Source organism: Nocardioides ferulae (assembly GCF_003660455.1).
GTDB classification, from domain to species: domain Bacteria; phylum Actinomycetota; class Actinomycetes; order Propionibacteriales; family Nocardioidaceae; genus Nocardioides; species Nocardioides ferulae.
Genome location: NZ_QZVR01000013.1, coordinates 22298 through 40003, shown reverse-complemented (window position 1 = coordinate 40003; position 17706 = coordinate 22298). Strand labels below are relative to the sequence as shown.

Annotated in this window: 9 protein-coding genes; 6 read left to right on the top strand and 3 right to left on the bottom strand. The window is 71.7% G+C overall.

Going from position 1 to position 17706, the window contains the following annotated elements:
- Positions 1-137 precede the first annotated feature (137 nt).
- Together D6B71_RS14700 and D6B71_RS14695 are read right to left on the bottom strand one after the other, a co-directional pair.
- The gene (locus D6B71_RS14700) at positions 138-473 is read right to left on the bottom strand and encodes a hypothetical protein (RefSeq protein WP_121256345.1); all 336 of its coding nucleotides are present in this window, start codon (positions 471-473) and stop codon (positions 138-140) included.
- A 7-nt stretch (positions 474-480) separates the two neighbouring features.
- Positions 481-1290 carry an enoyl-CoA hydratase/isomerase family protein gene (locus D6B71_RS14695; RefSeq protein WP_121256343.1) on the bottom strand — a complete coding sequence of 270 codons (810 nt, stop codon included), beginning with the start codon at positions 1288-1290 and terminating at the stop codon, positions 481-483.
- Positions 1291-1471: 181 nt separating this feature from the next.
- Here D6B71_RS14695 and glgX point away from each other — a divergent pair, with 181 nt between their 5' ends.
- Positions 1472-3616: a glycogen debranching protein GlgX gene (glgX, locus tag D6B71_RS14690; protein ID WP_240641426.1), complete on the top strand. Its 2145-nt coding sequence runs from the start codon at positions 1472-1474 to the stop codon at positions 3614-3616.
- A 75-nt stretch (positions 3617-3691) separates the two neighbouring features.
- Here glgX and glgP read toward each other — a convergent pair whose 3' ends face one another.
- A complete protein-coding gene (gene glgP / locus D6B71_RS14685) occupies positions 3692-6286 on the bottom strand; it encodes an alpha-glucan family phosphorylase (RefSeq protein ID WP_121256339.1) in 2595 nt (864 codons plus the stop codon).
- Positions 6287-6446: 160 nt separating this feature from the next.
- Here glgP and D6B71_RS14680 point away from each other — a divergent pair, with 160 nt between their 5' ends.
- The 5 genes from D6B71_RS14680 to glgB all read left to right on the top strand — a co-directional run bounded on the left by D6B71_RS14680 (position 6447) and on the right by glgB (position 17684).
- Complete coding sequence (locus D6B71_RS14680) at positions 6447-9977, top strand: M36 family metallopeptidase (RefSeq protein ID WP_121256337.1); 3531 nt, start codon at positions 6447-6449, stop codon at positions 9975-9977.
- 180 nt (positions 9978-10157) lie between these two features.
- Positions 10158-12200, top strand: coding sequence for an alpha-1,4-glucan--maltose-1-phosphate maltosyltransferase (locus D6B71_RS14675; protein WP_121256335.1), 2043 nt, complete (start codon positions 10158-10160; stop codon positions 12198-12200).
- A gap of 62 nt (positions 12201-12262) precedes the next feature.
- Positions 12263-13984, top strand: a complete 1722-nt coding sequence (gene treS, locus D6B71_RS14670) for a maltose alpha-D-glucosyltransferase (RefSeq protein WP_121256432.1) — start codon at positions 12263-12265, stop codon at positions 13982-13984.
- Positions 13981-15429, top strand: coding sequence for a maltokinase N-terminal cap-like domain-containing protein (locus tag D6B71_RS14665; RefSeq protein ID WP_121256333.1), 1449 nt, complete (start codon positions 13981-13983; stop codon positions 15427-15429). The genes treS and D6B71_RS14665 overlap by 4 nt, the downstream gene beginning before the upstream one ends.
- On the top strand, positions 15426-17684 hold the full coding sequence (gene glgB, locus D6B71_RS14660; protein WP_121256331.1) for a 1,4-alpha-glucan branching protein GlgB: 2259 nt from the start codon (positions 15426-15428) through the stop codon (positions 17682-17684). The genes D6B71_RS14665 and glgB overlap by 4 nt, the downstream gene beginning before the upstream one ends.
- Positions 17685-17706 lie beyond the last annotated feature (22 nt).

The window sequence follows — 17706 nt, the reverse complement described above, 5'->3', positions numbered from 1 at the left end:
GCCCAGCGGCGGCCCGGTGTCGGTCCGGTGTCGTGGTGGCGTCGTGAGGCTACCGTCGAGGTACCCACCGCGAAACACGGGTCCGCGGTGCGTTCCCTCACAGTGACACTGTCACGCTCCCTCGATCCGGGCCCGCGTCAGGGGCGGACCAGCCGGTCCAGGAGACGGCCGAGCACCAGCCAGGCGACGGCGCCCAGACCCCAGTTGAACAGCGCGTTCTTGGTTTCGGCGTTCTCGCCCTCGGTCCACTCCTTGATGCCGTTCTCCATCGAGAACACGCCCAGGTCGAGCGCGTCCGCGAGGTCGAGCACGAAGGTGACCAGGTTGTTGTCCCGGTTGGCGTCGAGCGCGATCAGCAGCGCGCCGAGCGCCAGCACCAGCGCGGCGAGCACGCAGACCGTCCACAGCACCCGCGCGGCGAGCACACGGACCCGGGAGGCCGTCGGGGTCTCCTTCGTGGCCTGCCGGCTCATCGCCGCCTCACCGGCCCTCGAACCGGGCCTTGCCGGGCCCGTTCTCGATGAAGGAGCCCATGCCGATCGTGCGGTCCTCGGTGGCGAACAGGGCCGCGAACTGCTGCCGCTCGATCTCCAGCCCGGTGTCGAGGTCGACCTCGAGGCCCCGGTCGATGCTCTCCTTCGCCGCGCGCACGGCGTACGTCGCGGCGCCGGCGAACTGCCGGGCCCAGGCCAGGGCCTCCTCGTAGACGCGCTCCTTCGGCAGCACCCGGTCGACCAGGCCGATCGCCAGTGCCTCGTCGGCCTTGACGAAGCGTCCGGTGAACACCAGGTCCTTCGCCTTGCTGGGGCCGACCAGCCGGGTCAGCCGCTGGGTGCCGCCGGCGCCGGGGATGATGCCGAGCAGGATCTCGGGCTGGCCGAGCACGGCGTCCTCGGCGGCGAACCGGACGTCGCAGCACAGCGCCAGCTCGCAGCCGCCGCCGAGCGCGTAGCCGGTGACCGCGGCGACGACCGGCTTCGGGATCCTGGCCACGGCCGTGAACGCGGACTGCAGCCCGCCGGAGCGCTTGACCATGTCGGTGTAGGACATCGCGGCCATCTCCTTGATGTCCGCGCCGGCGGCGAAGACCCGCTCGCCGCCGTAGACCACGACCGCCTTGACGTCGTCGCGCTCGGTGGCCTCGATGGCGGCGGAGCGGATCTCCTCCTGCACCTGGGCGTCCAGCGCGTTCATCTTGGGCCGGTCCAGCCGGATCGTGCCGACCCCGTCGGCCACCTCCAGCCGGACGAACTCTCGCGACTCCCCCGGTCCTGCGCTGACGTCAGCCATGTGTCGCTCCATCTCCTGTGATCGGCGTGCGGTCGGTGTGATCGGTCGGTGTGATCGGTTGCGTGCTGGGCGGTCCCACGGCTCACCGACCGGTGCAATCCGGCGGAGCCCGGCTGAACTCCGCGGGCGCGCCGCAGGGTACCGGCTGCGGGCATTGTGCCCGGTCCGCAACAATCGTGCGGTGACCCCCGGAACCTGGCGCTCCCACGACGACCGGGCCGACGTGTGGCCCGGTCGCCACTCGCCCCTCGGATCCACCTGGGGCCAGGAGGCCACGAACTTCGCGGTGTGGGCCCCGGAGGCCACCGGCGTGTGGGTCTGCCTGTTCGACGACGACGGCCACGAGACCCGCCACCGTCTCACCGAGCGGACGCTCGGCATTTGGCACGGGGCGATCCCCGGCGTCGCCGTCGGCACCCGCTACGGCTACCGCGCCGCCGGCCCGTGGGAGCCCGCGCACGGGCTCCGGTTCAACAGCGCGAAGCTGCTGATGGACCCCTACGCGCGGGCCTTCTCGGGCGACCTCACCGTCGACCCGGCGATCTTCGGCTACGACATGGAGTCCTTCGACCGGCCCAGCGCCCTCGACTCCGTCGGCGCGGTCCCGTTCAGCGTGGTCGTCGACGACGGGTTCGACTGGGCCGGCGACCGGCCGCCGGGGCACCGCTGGACCGACAGCGTCGTCTACGAGCTGCACGTCAAGGGCATGACCGCACTGCACGACCGGGTCCCCGAGGAGCTGCGCGGCAGCTACGCCGGCCTGGCCTCCCCCGCGGTGATCGACTACCTGCGCGACCTCGGCGTCACCGCCGTCGAGCTGTTGCCGGTGCACCAGTTCCTCTCGGAGCCGTCCGTGCTCACCCGCGGGCTGCGCAACTACTGGGGCTACAACTCGATCGGCTTCTTCGCCCCCCACGCCGGCTACGCCGCCTGGGGCGACCGGGGCCAGCAGGTCAACGAGTTCAAGGCGATGGTCAAGGCGTTCCACGCCGCGGGCATCGAGGTGATCCTCGACGTGGTCTACAACCACACCGCCGAAGGCGGTCCCGCCGGACCGACGCTGTCGTTCCGCGGGCTCGACGACTCGATCTACCAGCGGGTGAACCCCGGCGACCCCAACGCCGGCGACGCCTACTGGGACGTCACCGGCTGCGGCAATACCGTCGACACCGGCCACCCCTTCGCGCTGCGGATGATCCTCGACTCGCTGCGCTACTGGGCCACCGAGATGCGCGTCGACGGCTTCCGCTTCGACCTGCTCTCCGCCCTCTCACGCACCGACCACCGCGTCGACATGCGCTCCGCGCTGCTGACCACGATCGGTCAGGATCCGCTGCTGCGCGACCTCAAGCTGATCGCGGAACCCTGGGACGCCTCGATGGACGGCTACCGGGTGGGCGAGTTCCCCTCGCCCTGGGTGGAGTGGAACGACCAGTTCCGCGACGAGACCCGCGACTTCTGGCTGGGCCGCTCCGCCGGCATCCGCACCCTCTCCACCCGGCTCGCCGGCTCCTCGGACCTGTACGCCGACGACGGCCGCTCGCCGTACGCCTCGGTCAACTTCATCACCGCCCACGACGGCTTCACCGTGCGCGACCTGGTCTCCTACAACCACAAGCACAACGAGGCCAACGGCGAGGACAACCGCGACGGCACCGACAACAACCGCTCCTGGAACCACGGGGCCGAGGGCGAGACCGACGACGCCGAGATCCTCGCGCTGCGACGCCGGCAGGCCGCGAACCTGATGGCCACGCTCTGCCTGTCCAACGGGGTGCCGATGATCACCGCGGGCGACGAGCGCGGCCGCACCCAGCGCGGGAACAACAACGCCTACTGCCAGGACAACGAGATCTCCTGGATCGACTGGTCCGCCGACGACGCCTGGCTCGACGTCTACGAGGTCACCAAGCAGGCGCTGCGCCTGCGCCGGGAGCATCCGGCGCTGCGCCAGCGGCACTGGTTCGAGGGCCGGCCGGCGGTGGTCGGCGGGCCCAAGGACGTCGCCTGGGTGCACCCGTCGGGTCGGGAGATGACCGGCGAGGACTGGCACGACGAGTCGTTGCACACGGTCGGCATGTTCGTCTCCGGTGCCCCGCTGCGCGCACCCGGGCCGCGCGGCGAGCAGCTGCACGACGCCTCGTTCCTGCTCTGGCTGCACGCCGGACCGGAGCCGCAGCGCGTCGAGCTGCCCGGCGGCCACTGGAACAGCACCGCCGAGGTGGTCGTCTCGACCGACACCCGCCTGCCGGTGGGATCCGTGGTCGAGCCCGACGACCACCTCACGCTCGGGGCCCGCACGGTGGTCGTGCTCCAGCAGTCCTGAACGCACCGGACCCCCGCCCCCTGATGGGGAACGGGGGTCCGGAGCGGTTCCAGCGGGAGGCTCGCTCAGCCCGGCTCAGGGCACGGCCACCAGCCCGAGCTCGGCGGAGGCGATCATCAGCGGGTGCTTGGGCACGACCCGGACCGTGTAGCCGAACGAGCCACCCCGGTCGAGCTCGACCCGGCCGTCGAAGCGATGCCGGCCGCCTTCGTACTCCTCGGCGGCGTGCAGCGGCTCGACCATCGTGCGGGTCAGCTCGTCGTGGGCGTTGATGGCCCCGTGCACGAGCTGCACCTCGACGTCGTCGGGGCTGAGCTCGCCGAGCGACACGAACGCCCGGACGGCCATCACCTGGCCGACCTCGGGGGTGTCTCCGATCCCGCTGCTCTCGACGTGCTCGACCCGCACGGCCGGCCACCCGCCCTTGACCCGCTTCTTCCACGCGGCCAGCTCGGCGGCCCCGGTGTAGTCGGAGTTGAGCCGGCGACCGGTGAGCGCGGCGGGGGCGTAGAGCTGCTGCACGTAGTCGGAGACCATCCGGGTGGCGAGCACCTTGGGACCCAGCGACTTCAGCGTGTGCCGCACCATCTCCAGCCACCGGGCCGGCAGCCCGTCGGCGTCGACGTCGTAGAACCGCGGTGCCACGTCGTTCTCGATCAGGTCGTAGAGCGCCGTGGCCTCGAGGTCGTCGCGCCGGTCGATGTCGTCGACGCCGTCGGCGGTGGGGATCGCCCACCCGTTGTCGCCGTCGTACCACTCGTCCCACCAGCCGTCGAGGATCGACAGGTTGAGCCCGCCGTTCAGCGCCGCCTTCATGCCGGAGGTGCCGCACGCCTCGTAGGGGCGCAGCGGGTTGTTCAGCCACACGTCGCAGCCGGGGTAGAGCGGCTGCGCCATCGAGATGTCGTAGTTGGGCAGGTAGACGATGCGGTGCCGGATCTCGGGGTCGTCGGAGAGCCGGACGATCTCCTGGATCAGCTTCTTGCCGCCGTCGTCGGCGGGGTGGGCCTTGCCGGCGATGACCAGCTGGACGGGCCGCTCCGGGTCGAGCAGCAGCCGCTTGAGCCGCTCGGGGTCGCGCATCATCAGCGTCAGCCGCTTGTAGGACGCGGCGCGCCGGGCGAAGCCGATCGTGAGCACGTCGGGGTCGAGCACGGAGTCGATCCAGCCGAGCTCCGCGGTCGCGGCGCCGCGGTGCTGCCACGAGGCACGCAGCCGCCGCCGGGCGTCGGCGACCAGGCGCTCGCGCAGGCGGCGCTTGGTCGACCAGATCGCGGCGCCGGGGATGTCGTCGACGGCGGCCCAGAACTCGTCGGGCTCGCCGACCCCGTCGGTCGGGTGCACCCGGCCCTCGACCAGCGCGAACACCTCGCGCGGCACCCAGCTGGGGGCGTGCACGCCGTTGGTGATCGAGCCGATCGGCACCTCGGCCTCGTCGAAGGCCGGCCACAGGCCGTTGAACATGTCGCGGCTGACGTGACCGTGCAACTGGGAGACGCCGTTGGCGCGCTGGGCGAGGCGGAAGCCCATCACGGCCATGTTGAAGACCGTGGGGTCACCGCCCTCGTAGTCCTCGGCACCGAGGCTCAGCACCCGGTCGACCGGTACGCCGGGGGTGGCGCCGCCGACCTCGAAGTACTGCTCGATCAGCGTCCGCGGGAACCGGTCGATGCCCGCGGGCACCGGCGTGTGGGTGGTGAAGACCGTGGATCCGCGGCTGACCTCGAGCGCGGTGTCGAAGTCGAGCTTCGGCCCGCCCTCGGCGACGGTGAGCTCGCGGATCCGCTCCAGTCCGAGGAAGCCGGCGTGCCCCTCGTTGGTGTGGAAGACCTCGGGCTCGGGTGCCCCGGTGATCCGGGAGAAGGCGCGCAGCGCCCGGACGCCGCCGACACCGAGCAGCAGCTCCTGGCGCAGCCGGTGCTCGCTGTTGCCGCCGTAGAGCCGGTCGGTGACGTCGCGCACGTGGTCGAGGTTCTCCTCGACGTCGGAGTCGAGCAGCAGCAGGGGGACCCGGCCGACCTGGGCGACCCAGATGCGGGCGGTGAGGTCGGGCTCGTCGGGCAGCGCGATCGTGATCGTGGCCCGGCGCCCGTCGGCCTCGCGCAGCAGCGACAGCGGCAGGCCGTCGGGGTCGAGGACCGGGTAGGTCTCCTGCTGCCAGCCCTCACGCGAGAGCGCCTGGTCGAAGTAGCCGTGCCGGTAGAGCAGCCCGACGCCGATGATCGGCACCCCGAGGTCGCTGGCCGCCTTGAGGTGGTCACCGGCCAGGATCCCGAGTCCGCCGCTGTACTGCGGCAGCACCGCGGCGATGCCGAACTCGGGGCTGAAGTAGCCGATCGCCCGGGGTCCGGCGTCACCGTCGCCGCCGAGCATCTTCTGCTGGTACCAGCGGTCGCCGGTGAGGTAGCCCTCCAGGTCGCCGCGAGCGGCCTCGAGACGCTCGAGGAACGCCGGGTCGGCGGCGAGCTGCTCGAAGCGGTCGCGCCCCACCGAGCCGAGCAGCCGGACCGGGTCGTGGCCGGTGGCCGCCCACAGGTCGGCGTCGACGGCCTCGAAGACGTCTTGGGTCTCGGGGTGCCAGGACCAGCGCAGGTTCCCGGCGAGCTCACCGAGAGCGGCGAGGGCAGGAGGCAGGACAGGGCGGACGGTGAAGCGACGAATAGCACGCACGGGACGACGCTAACGGTTCCACTTGAACGATCCAACTCTTTCGGCCGAACCGGCCTGCCCCCACGCTCCCCGGAGCGTCGCCAAGTTTGTCCAGAACCTGGCGGAACCCGGGCCGAGAGGCCCGAGCGTGACGCCTCGGGCAAAACCGCGTTGGCGGGACATGGACAGTGGGACCAACACCAGCATCGAGGGCCGGCCAGCCGGCGCTCGGCCGCGCCGCCGGACTCGGCTCGCCACCGGGGCGCTCGCGCTCGCCGCCACCGCTCTGCTGCCAGGGCTCACGGGGCTGACCATCCCCGTCGCCCCCGCCTCAGCCGCCACGACGGCGCCAGCGGCAGCGAGCGAGGCCGGGCCGGGCGGCCCGCTCACGCTCGGCGACCCGGTCGCCGCGCTGTCGGACCTCGACATCGGCGAGCGCCTCGCCCCGGCCGCGAGCCAGCTGGACGCCGCCCGCTCCCTGGGCCTGGTCGACGTGCGCTGGAACGACCTCGGCACCCCCACCTCGCTGCTTCCGGCCGACGGCGTGCTCGGCGTCGCCACGTCCGCCGACCCGGTCGAGGCGGCGCGCACCTGGCTGCGCCACCACGCCGCGGTGTTCGGGCTCGACGCCGACCAGATGGACCGACTCGAGCTGGTCGGCGCCCAGGAGTTCGCCGGCGGGTCCACCCCCTCGGGCACTGAGATCGACAGCCCCGCCCGGGCCGTGCTCTTCCAGCAGGACTTCGGCGGGCTGGCGCCGGCCCGGGGCGGACTCGTCACCGTCGGGGTCGCCGACGGCGCGATCACCTATGTCTCCTCCTCCCTGGCCCGCACCGACGCCGCCCCCGAGGCCGCTCGCCTCAGCCCGGTGGAGGGCTGGCTGGCCGCCGCCCTCGACGTGCGGCCCACCCTGGCCGACGAGGTCGCCGACGGCCTGTCGGACCGGATCGGCCGCGTCGTCCGCGCCGGCTGGACCCGCCTGACGGTCCCCGGCTTCGCGCAGGAGCAGCAGGTGCGGCTGCGGGCACTGCCCCTGGTCGTCGACGGCATCACGGTGGTGCGGCCGGTCCTCGAGGCCAACGTGGTCGACGCCGCCGGCGGCACGGCGATGGCCTACACAGTCAACGTCGACGCCGTCACCGGTGACATCCTGACCAGGCAGAACCAGGTCGAGAACAGCAGCCGGAGCGACGTGTTCAGCGGCGCGTTCACCGGCACCACCTGCGGCCCCGAGCACGAGTTCGAGCTGACCGACGGCGCCACCAGGTCCATCACCGCGGTCGGCCTCGCGCTCCCGGTCGACGACATCACGGTCAAGCTGTTCGACCCCGACGGCGAACTGCTGCTGACCCAGGACCTGCTGACCAGCCCCGAGGTCGCCACCTACACCGCCGACCGGATCCCCGCCGGCGTCTACACCCTCCAGGTCTGCCCGTTCGACACCGCCTCCGCCGTGGTCGGCCAGTACTCCCTGCTGGTCACCAGCAGCGACACCGAGACCCCCGACGGCTCCGGCCTGGGCTTCTCGCCCCGCTGGACCTACTTCGCCGCGAACCCGGCGATGACCTCGCTCGGCACCGGCGCCGTGCCGCAGAACCGGGTCACCGCGTGCTGGCTGCCCGGCCCCGGCTGCACCAGCCCGACCGGACCGCTGCGCAACGTGGCCGCGACCTATCCCTGGGACGCGCTCGACGCGAGCGGCACCTCGACGCTCACCACCATCGGCAACAACGCCAATACGCACGAGGCGTGGGTCAGCCCGCTGACGCCGGGCGGCGCGTTCCAGGCCCCGGTGTCCCCCACCCGCGAGTACGCCGGCGAGTTCACCGACGCGTGGAACGAGTCCCGGTGCAACCCCGCGAACCTGGTGCCGGGCGGCAACGACATCGACGCGTCGGTGACCAACCTGTTCGTCTCGCACAACCGGATGCACGACTACAGCTACTACCTCGGGTTCACCGAGGACAACTACAACATGCAGACCGAGAACCACGGTCGCGGCGGCGTCGAGGGCGACCCGGAGATCGGCAACGCGCAGGCCGGGGCGATCACCGGCGCGAACTACCTCACCGGCCTGGGCCGCGACAACGCCAACCAGATCACGCTGCAGGACGGCATCCCGGGCATCACCAACCAGTACCTCTTCCAGCCGATCGCCGGCGCGTTCTACGCGCCCTGCACCGACGGCGGGCTCGACATGGGCATCGTCGGCCACGAGTACACCCACGCGATCAGCAACCGGATGGTCGCCGGGCCCGACGAGGGCCTGACCTCCGAGCAGGGCGGCGCGATGGGTGAGTCGTGGAGCGACCTGGTCGCCGCGGAGTACCAGTTCAGCCACGGCTACCGCAACGGCGGGAACATCTGGGCCGTCGGCGTCTACGCCACCGGCAACAAGCAGGTCGCCATCCGCGACTACGCCATCAACCGCAATCCGCTGAACTACTCCGACTACGGCTTCGACAGCACCGGAGCCGAGGTCCACTCCGACGGCGAGATCTGGAACGGCACCCAGTGGTCGGTCCGGCAGGCGCTGGTGCGCAAGCACGACCGTCGCTTCCCCTATGACGACGAGCGGCTGCAGCTGCGCTGCGCGCAGGCCACCGCGGACCGTTCGCCGCTCGCCGCCCAGTTCTGCCCCGGCAACCGGCGCTGGGTGCAGCTGATGTTCGACTCGTTCCTGCTCCAGCAGGGGGCGACGTCGATGCTCGACGCCCGCGACGCGATGCTGGCCGCCGACCGGATGCGGTTCGGCGGCGCCAACCAGCGGGTGCTGTGGAAGGCCTTCGCCGCCCGCGGGATGGGCCGCGGCGCCAGCACTCCGGACGCCGACTCCAGCGAGGTGCGGCCCAGCTTCGCCTCGCCGCGAGAGCGCAACGCGCGGATCACCTTCCGGACCCCGGGCCGCGGCCGGGTCTTCGTGGGGCACTACGAGGCCCGGGTCACGCCGGTCGCCGACACGCTGCCGAAGTCCGCGCTGGGGCGCAGCGCGGTCTTCGCCCCCGGCCGCTACCGGTTGCTCTTCGCGTCGCCGGCCCGCGGGTTCGTGCGGTTCGCCGTGACCGTCCGGCCCGGTCGCGACCGGGTGGTCCGGGTGCGGGCACCGCGGAACCTGGCGGCCGCCGCCGCCGGCGCGACGGTGATCTCGGCGACCGAGGGCTCGCGCAACCCCGCGCACCTGATCGACGGCACCGAGGCCACGAACTGGGGCGGTGTCACCACCGCGAACGTCGACGAGACGCAGCCGTCGGTCGCCGTCGACCTGGCCGGTGGCGTGCACCGCGTCCGCCGGGTCCAGGTCAGCGCGATGCTCACCCCGGCGCCCGCCGAGGACTCGCCGATCCCCCTGGCGCAGGCCGACCCCGACCCCGACTCCGGCTCGCGGTTCACCGCGCTGCGCCGGTTCGCGCTCGAGGCGTGCGTGGCCGGGTGCGACACCGCGGACGCCACCTGGCGCCGCTTCTACGTCTCCCCGCGCGATGCCTTCCCGGGGGTCCGGCCCCGGCCGGTCGCCCCCGACCTGACGCTGCGCTCGTTCCGGGTGCCGCCCACCCGTGCCGCCGCGATCCGGTTGGTCGCGCTGGAGAACCAATGCACCGGAGGGCCCGGCTACGCCGGCGAGCAGGACGACGACCCGCTCAACGACACCGACTGCGCCACCGCCTCCGACCGCGGGACGATCGTGCACGCCGCGGAGCTGCAGGTGTTCTGACCCTGCGACCCGAACCGGGGGGACGTTCGGCGGTGACCTCCGTCACCGCCCAACGTGGGCCCGGGACGTTCGGCGGCGGGCTGCCTGGGTACCAGTGCGGCGTCACGCCGGGAGCCGCCCGGCGCGACCCGGTGGACCGCCCCTTGCGGCTCCGCCTCGGACCGCCACTAGGTTGGAGCAATGGTCGGACGCATCCCCGTCATGAACGTCATGCCCGTCGTCGACCTGGGTCGACAGCCCGCGAAGGCGACGGTCGGCGAACCGCTGCCCGTCCGGGCCACCGTGTTCCGCGAGGGGCACGACAAGCTCGGCGCCGAGGTGGTGCTCGTCGACCCCACCGGCGCCCGCCGCGCCCCGGTCCGGCTCGCCAAGCACCCGCAGGAGCCCGACCGCTACGAGGCCTGGGTGGTCCCGGACCTCGAAGGCCCCTGGACCTTCGAGATCCAGTCCTGGTCCGACCCGTTGGCCACCTGGGAGCACGACGCCGGCCTGAAGATCCCCGCCGGCGTCGACGTCGAGCTGATGTTCACCGAGGGCCGGCTGCTCTGCGAGCGGGTCAAGGAGTCCGTTCCGGCCGCCGAGGCCGACGCCCACGAGGCGCTCGACGCGGCCATCGTGGCCGCCGGCGACACCGACCGCCCCGTGGCGGCGCGCCTCGCCGTCCTCCAGGCGCCCGAGCTGCAGGCGGTGTTCGCGGCGTACCCGCTGCGCGAGCTGCTCACCGTCGAAGGGCCGTTCCCGCTCTACGCCGACCGCCGCCGCGCGCTCTACGGCAGCTGGTACGAGTTCTTCCCCCGCTCCGAGGGCGCCACGCAGGACCCCGACACCGGCGCCGTCACCAGCGGCACCTTCCGCACTGCCGCCCAGCGGCTGGACGCGGTGGCCGCCATGGGCTTCGACGTGATCTACCTGCCGCCCGTGCACCCGATCGGCGAGGTCAACCGGAAGGGCCCCAACAACACGCTGACCCCCGGCCCCGACGACCCCGGCTCCCCGTGGGCGATCGGCTCGAAGGACGGCGGCCACGACGCCATCCACCCCGACCTGGGCGACTTCGACGACTTCGACGCGTTCGTCGCCCGGGCCCGCGAGCTGGGCCTGGAGGTGGCGCTCGACCTCGCACTCCAGGCCGCGCCCGACCATCCGTGGGTCACCAGTCACCCCGAGTGGTTCACCACCCGCGCCGACGGCACCATCGCGCACGCGGAGAACCCGCCCAAGAAGTACCAGGACATCTACCCGATCAACTTCGACAACGACCCCACCGGCATCTCCGCCGAGGTGCTGCGGATCGTCCGGCTGTGGATGTCGCACGGCGTGCGGATCTTCCGGGTCGACAACCCGCACACGAAGCCGGTGGCGTTCTGGGAGTGGCTGCTGGCGGAGGTCCGCCGCACCGACCCCGACGTGCTCTTCCTCGCCGAGGCGTTCACCCGGCCGGCGATGATGCGCGGGCTGGGCGCGGTCGGCTTCCAGCAGAGCTACACCTACTTCACCTGGCGCAACGCCAAGTGGGAGCTCGAGGAGTACCTCCTCGAGCTCGCCCGCGAGAGCGACCACCTGATGCGCCCGAACTTCTTCGTCAACACCCCCGACATCCTGCACGCCTACCTGCAGTACGGCGGCCCGGCCGCGTTCAAGATCCGGGCCGCGATCGCGGCCACCTCCGCCCCCTCGTGGGGCGTGTACGCCGGCTACGAGCTGTTCGAGCATGTGGCGGTGCGACCGGGCAGCGAGGAGTACCTCGACTCGGAGAAGTACCAGATCCGGGTCCGCGACTGGGAGGGCGCCGAACGCGAGGGGCGCACGCTGGCGCCGTACCTCACCCGGCTCAACGAGATCCGCCGCCGGCACCCCGCCCTCCAGCTGCTGCGCAACGTCGCGGTGCACTGGAGCGACGACGAGAACGTCCTCGTGTTCAGCAAGAGCACCCGGATGCCGGGGCCCGCCAATCACGCCGCCACTCCCCCCGTCGCCCCGGATCCGGCGAGCGGCGAGACGTGCGACGACACGGTCATCGTCGTGGTCAACCTCGATCCCCACGCCACCCGGGAGACCACGGTCCACCTCGACCTGCCGGCCCTCGGCTTCGAGTGGGGCGACACGTTCGCGGTGCACGACGAGATCACCGGCCAGGACTGGAACTGGGGGCAGCACAACTTCGTGCGGCTCGACCCCTTCCACGAGCCGGCGCACATCCTGACCGTGAGGAGGAACCGTTGACGCAGTCGACCGCCGGGCCGACCGGCTCCACCGGAGCCCGAGCCGAGAACCAGCTGAGCCCGATGGGTCACAGCCCCGAGGGAGACCCCTTTCCCGACGACGTCGCCAGCGCCCCCTCGTGGTTCAAGACCGCGGTGTTCTACGAGGTGCTGGTCCGCTCGTTCCGCGACTCCAACGGTGACGGCGTCGGCGACTTCCGCGGCCTCACCGAGAAGCTGGACTACCTCGAGTGGCTCGGCGTCGACTGCCTGTGGATCCCGCCGTTCTTCACCTCACCGCTGCGCGACGGCGGCTACGACGTCGCCGACTACACCGACATCCTCCCCGAGTGCGGGGCGGTCGAGGACTTCCGCGAGCTCCTCAACGAGGCGCACAAGCGCGGGATCAGGGTCATCGTCGACTTCGTGATGAACCACACCAGCGACGCGCACCCGTGGTTCCAGGCCAGCCGGGAGGACCCGGACGGCCCGTTCGGCGACTTCTACGTCTGGTCCGACACCGACGAGCTCTACCAGGACGCCCGGGTCATCTTCGTCGACACCGAGCCGTCGAACTGGACCTGGGACCCGGTCCGTCAGCAGTACTTCTGGCACCGCTTCTTCTCCCACCAGCCCGACCTCAACTTCGACAACCCCCGCGTCCACGACGCGATGCTCGACGCGATGCGGTTCTGGCTCGACATGGGGCTGGACGGCTTCCGGCTCGACGCGGTGCCCTACCTCTACGAGCGGCCCGGCACCAACGGGGAGAACCTCCCCGAGACGCACGAGTTCCTCCGCAAGGTACGCCGGTTCGTCGACGAGAACTACCCGGGCCGGGTGCTGCTGGCGGAGGCCAACCAGTGGCCGGCCGACGTCGTCGACTACTTCGGCGACTTCGAGTCCGGCGGCGACGAGTGCCACATGTGCTTCCACTTCCCGGTGATGCCGCGCATCTTCATGGCGGTGCGTCGCGAGTCGCGCTTCCCGATCTCGGAGATCCTCGAGCAGACGCCGCCGATCCCCCACGGCTGCCAGTGGGGCATCTTCCTGCGCAACCACGACGAGCTGACCCTCGAGATGGTCACCGACGAGGACCGCGACTACATGTGGGCCGAGTACGCCAAGGACCCACGCATGAAGGCCAACATCGGCATCCGCCGGCGGCTGGCCCCGCTGCTGGACAACGACACCAACCAGATCGAGCTGTTCAACGCGCTCCTGCTCTCGCTGCCCGGCTCACCGGTGCTCTACTACGGCGACGAGATCGGCATGGGCGACAACATCTGGCTCGGTGACCGCGACGGCGTGCGCACCCCGATGCAGTGGACGCCGGACCGCAACGCCGGCTTCTCCGCCGCGACACCCGGCAAGCTGCACCTCCCCGCGATCCAGGATCCCGTCTACGGCTACCAGAGCGTCAACGTCGAGGCGCAGCTGGAGAACACCTCCTCCCTGCTGCACTGGACCCGGCGGATGATCCACATCCGGCGCCGGCACTCCGCCTTCGGGCTGGGCTCGTTCACCGACCTCGGCGGGTCCAACCCCTGCGTCCTCTCGTTCGCCCGCGAGCACGTCGACGAGGACGGCGGCCGCGACGTGATCGTCTGCATCAACAACCTCTCGCGATTCCCGCAGCCGGTGGAGCTCGACCTGCGCCGCTACGAGGGGATGGTGCCCTACGAGCTCACCGGTGGAGTCCCCTTCCCCAAGGTCGGCGAGCTGCCCTACCTGCTCACCCTGGGGGGCTACGGCTTCTACTGGTTCCGGCTGACCCCGTCCGACTCGGAGGAGGGAGTGTCATGACTGACGCCACAGCGGGCGGCCCGCGAGAGGTCCCGCCCGAGCAACTGCACCTGCTGACCGAGTTCGTCGGCCGGTCCCGCTGGTTCGGCGGCAAGGGCCGCCCCTTCCAGGTGGTGGGAGTCCGCCGCCTCGGGCGGCTGCCCGCCTGCGCCGACGACGGGCCGGAGGTCGCCATCGACCTGGCGACCGTCGGCTTCGAGGACGCCCAGGAGGGGTCGGGCGAGAGCGGGCAGGACTACTACCAACTGCCGCTCGCGTTCTACACCGAGCCGCAGGACCGCCTCGAGCACGCGTTCGTCGGCCACTTCGAGGACTCGGACTTCGGCGTCCGCTACGTCTACGACGCGCTGCACGACCGGTTGGCGATGGGTTGCTGGCTCCGGTCGTTCGTCGACCAGCCGGAGGGGCCGCTCCGGTTCCACCGGATCCCGGGCCACGAGCTGGACCTCGACACCCACTCGACGCTGTTCAGCGGCGAGCAGTCGAACTCGTCGGTGGCGTTCGGCGAGGACTCCCTGCTGAAGGTGTTCCGCCGGATCACTCCCGGGGCGAACCCCGACGTCTCGATCCACGAGGTGCTCACCCGAGCCGGCAGCGACCACGTCGCCGCCCTGTTCGGCTGGGTCGACACCCCGGCGCTGCGGCAGGAGGGACAGACCGAGGACCAGGTGCTCACGCTGGCGATGCTCCAGCAGTTCCTGCGCACCGCCAGTGACGGCTGGGACCTCGCACTCGCCAGCATCCGCAACCTGTACGCCGAGGCCGACCTGCACGCCGACGAGGTCGGCGGCGACTTCGCCGGCGAGGCGGCGCGGCTCGGCGAGGCGCTGGCGTCGGTGCACCGCACCCTGGCCGAGGAGTTCCCCACCGAGGACCGCACCGCCGACCAACTGGCCGAGCTCGCCGAGGGCATGCGGCGCCGCCTCGACGCGGCGGTCGAGGTCGTCGAGGGGCTCGCCCCCCACGCCGACCGGGTCCGCGGCGTCTTCGACGCGCTCGCCGGACTGGACGGCGTCCAGGTCCAGCAGGTCCACGGCGACCTGCACCTGGGCCAGACGCTGCGCACGGTCCGGGGCTGGAAGATCGTGGACTTCGAGGGCGAGCCCGCGAAGCCGCTCGCCGAGCGGCTGCTGCCCGACTCGCCGTGGCGCGACGTCGCCGGCATGCTGCGCTCCTTCGACTACGCCCCGCATGTGGTCGAGCGCAGCTGGGGCGACGACGAGGGTGCCCAGCAGCGGGCATACCGGGCCACCGAATGGGCTACCCGTAACAAGAGGGCGTTCCTGGACGCCTACGTCGGCCGCGAGCTCACGCCGGCGGAGCAGACGCTGCTCGACGCCTACGTCGCCGACAAGGCCGTGTACGAGACCGTCTACGAAACCCGCAACCGTCCGACCTGGGTGGGCATCCCACTCGAGGCCGTCGCGAGGATCGGAGAGTCATGACCACGAACCCCCCCGCCGGAGGTCCCGGCAGCACCGACGTCACGGCCCGGGCGGCCCGCCCGGTGCCGGTCAGCGAACTGGACCAGATCGTCCGCGGCGAGCACGGCAACCCGCACGGAGTCCTCGGCGCCCACCCGCACGAGGGGGCGGTCACCGTGCGCGCGCTGCGGCCGCTCGCGACCCGGGTGGTGGCCCGCTACCGGGGCGCCGACGGCCCCCGGGAGACCGAGCTGACCCACGAGCACGAGGGCATCTGGGTCGGCGTGCTGCCGGTCCCCGAGGTGCCCGACTACCGGCTGGCGGTGTCCTACGGTGACGAGCCGATCGTGGTCGACGACCCCTACCGCTTCCTGCCCACTCTCGGCGAGGTCGACCTGCACCTGATCAACGAGGGCCGCCACGAGAACCTGTGGCAGGTGCTCGGTGCGCGGGTGCACCGCTACGACGGGCACGGCGTCGAGGAGATCACCGGCACCTCGTTCGCGGTCTGGGCGCCCGGAGCCCGCGCCGTGCGACTCAAGGCCGACTTCAACAGCTGGGACGGCCGCGAGCACCCCATGCGGCAGCTCGGCAGCTCCGGGGTGTGGGAGCTCTTCGTGCCCGGCGTCGGCACCGGCACCGCGTACAAGTACGCCGTGCTGGGCGCCGACGGACAGTGGCGGGAGAAGGCGGACCCGATGGCGGCCTGGGCGGAGGCTCCCCCGGCCACCGCGTCGCTGGTCTTCGACTCCGACTACACCTGGGGCGACCAGGAGTGGATGCAGCAGCGTGCGGCCAAGCAGCACCACCGCGAGCCGATGTCGGTCTACGAGCTCCACCTGGCCTCGTGGAAGAAGCACCGCGACGGCCGGCACTGGTCGTGGGCGGAGCTGGCCGACGAGCTGCCCGACTACCTCGCCGATCTCGGCTTCACCCACGTCGAGCTGATGCCGGTCATGCAGCACCCGTTCGGCGGCTCGTGGGGCTACCACGTCACCTCCTACTTCGCCCCCGACGCGCGCTTCGGCGACCCCGACGGCTTTCGGCTGCTGGTCGACCGGCTGCACCAGGCGGGCATCGGCGTGATCCTGGACTGGGTGCCCGGCCACTTCGCCACCGACGAGTGGGCGCTGGCGCGTTTCGACGGCACCCCCCTCTACGAGGACCCCAACCCCCAGCGCGGCTGGCACAAGGAGTGGGGCTCGCACATCTTCAACTTCGGCCGGCACGAGGTGCGCAACTTCCTCTACGCCAACGCCATCTACTGGCTCGAGGAGTTCCACGCCGACGGGCTGCGCGTCGACGGCGTCGCCTCGATGCTCTATCTCGACTACTCCCGCGAGGAGGGTGAGTGGTCGCCGAACAAGTACGGCGGCCGCGAGAACCTCGAGGCCGTGCAGTTCCTGCAGGAGATGAACGCGACCGTCTATCGCCGGGTTCCCGGCGCGGTGACGATCGCCGAGGAGTCCACCTCCTGGCCGGGGGTCACCCGGCCCACCAGCGACAACGGCCTGGGGTTCGGCTTCAAGTGGAACATGGGCTGGATGCACGACTCGCTGGGCTACATGCAGCGCGATCCGGTGCACCGCTCCTGGCACCACGGCGAGATGACGTTCTCGATGGTCTATGCGTGGTCGGAGAACTACATGCTGCCGATCAGCCACGACGAGGTCGTGCACGGCAAGGGCTCGCTGTTGCGCAAGATGCCGGGCGACCGGTGGCAGCAGCTGGCGAACCTGCGCGCCTATCTGGGCTTCATGTGGGCCCACCCCGGCAAGCAGCTGCTGTTCATGGGCAGCGAGTTCGGCCAGGAGTCCGAGTGGGCCGAGGCCCGCGAGCTCGACTGGTGGCTGCTGGACCACCCCGAGCACCGAGGCGTGCAGTCGCTGGTCCGCGATCTCAACACCGTCTACGCCGGCAGCCCGGCGATGTGGGAGAAGGACACCGACCCGGGGGGCTTCACCTGGATCGACGGCAACGACGCGGGGCGCAACGTCTTCTCGTTCGTGCGCCGCGGCGATGCCGGCGACAGTTCCGGTGAGGTCGTCTGCGTGTCGAACTTCTCCGCGACCCCCCACCACGGCTACCGGCTGGGCCTCCCGGCCGCCGGGGTCTGGGACGAGGTGGTGAACACCGACGCCGAGGCCTACACCGGCTCGGGCGTCGGCAACTTCGGCGCGATCACCGCGGTCGAGGGCGAGCACAGCGGGCAGCCGGCGTACGCCGACATCGTGGTGCCTCCGCTGGCCACGGTGTGGTTCCGGCGCCGCGACTGACCGGTCGGCGCCGCACCACCTC

Bases quoted from the DNA above. Each gene is read 5' to 3' on its own strand.
- D6B71_RS14680 (WP_121256337.1), top strand. From the start codon at position 6,447: ATGGACAGTGGGACCAACACCAGCATCGAGGGCCGGCCAGCCGGCGCT.
- D6B71_RS14665 (WP_121256333.1), top strand. From the start codon at position 13,981: ATGACTGACGCCACAGCGGGCGGCCCGCGAGAGGTCCCGCCCGAGCAA.
- glgB (WP_121256331.1), top strand. From the start codon at position 15,426: ATGACCACGAACCCCCCCGCCGGAGGTCCCGGCAGCACCGACGTCACG.
- D6B71_RS14675 (WP_121256335.1), top strand. From the start codon at position 10,158: ATGGTCGGACGCATCCCCGTCATGAACGTCATGCCCGTCGTCGACCTG.
- D6B71_RS14695 (WP_121256343.1), bottom strand. From the start codon at position 1,290: ATGGCTGACGTCAGCGCAGGACCGGGGGAGTCGCGAGAGTTCGTCCGG.
- D6B71_RS14700 (WP_121256345.1), bottom strand. From the start codon at position 473: ATGAGCCGGCAGGCCACGAAGGAGACCCCGACGGCCTCCCGGGTCCGT.
- treS (WP_121256432.1), top strand. From the start codon at position 12,263: ATGGGTCACAGCCCCGAGGGAGACCCCTTTCCCGACGACGTCGCCAGC.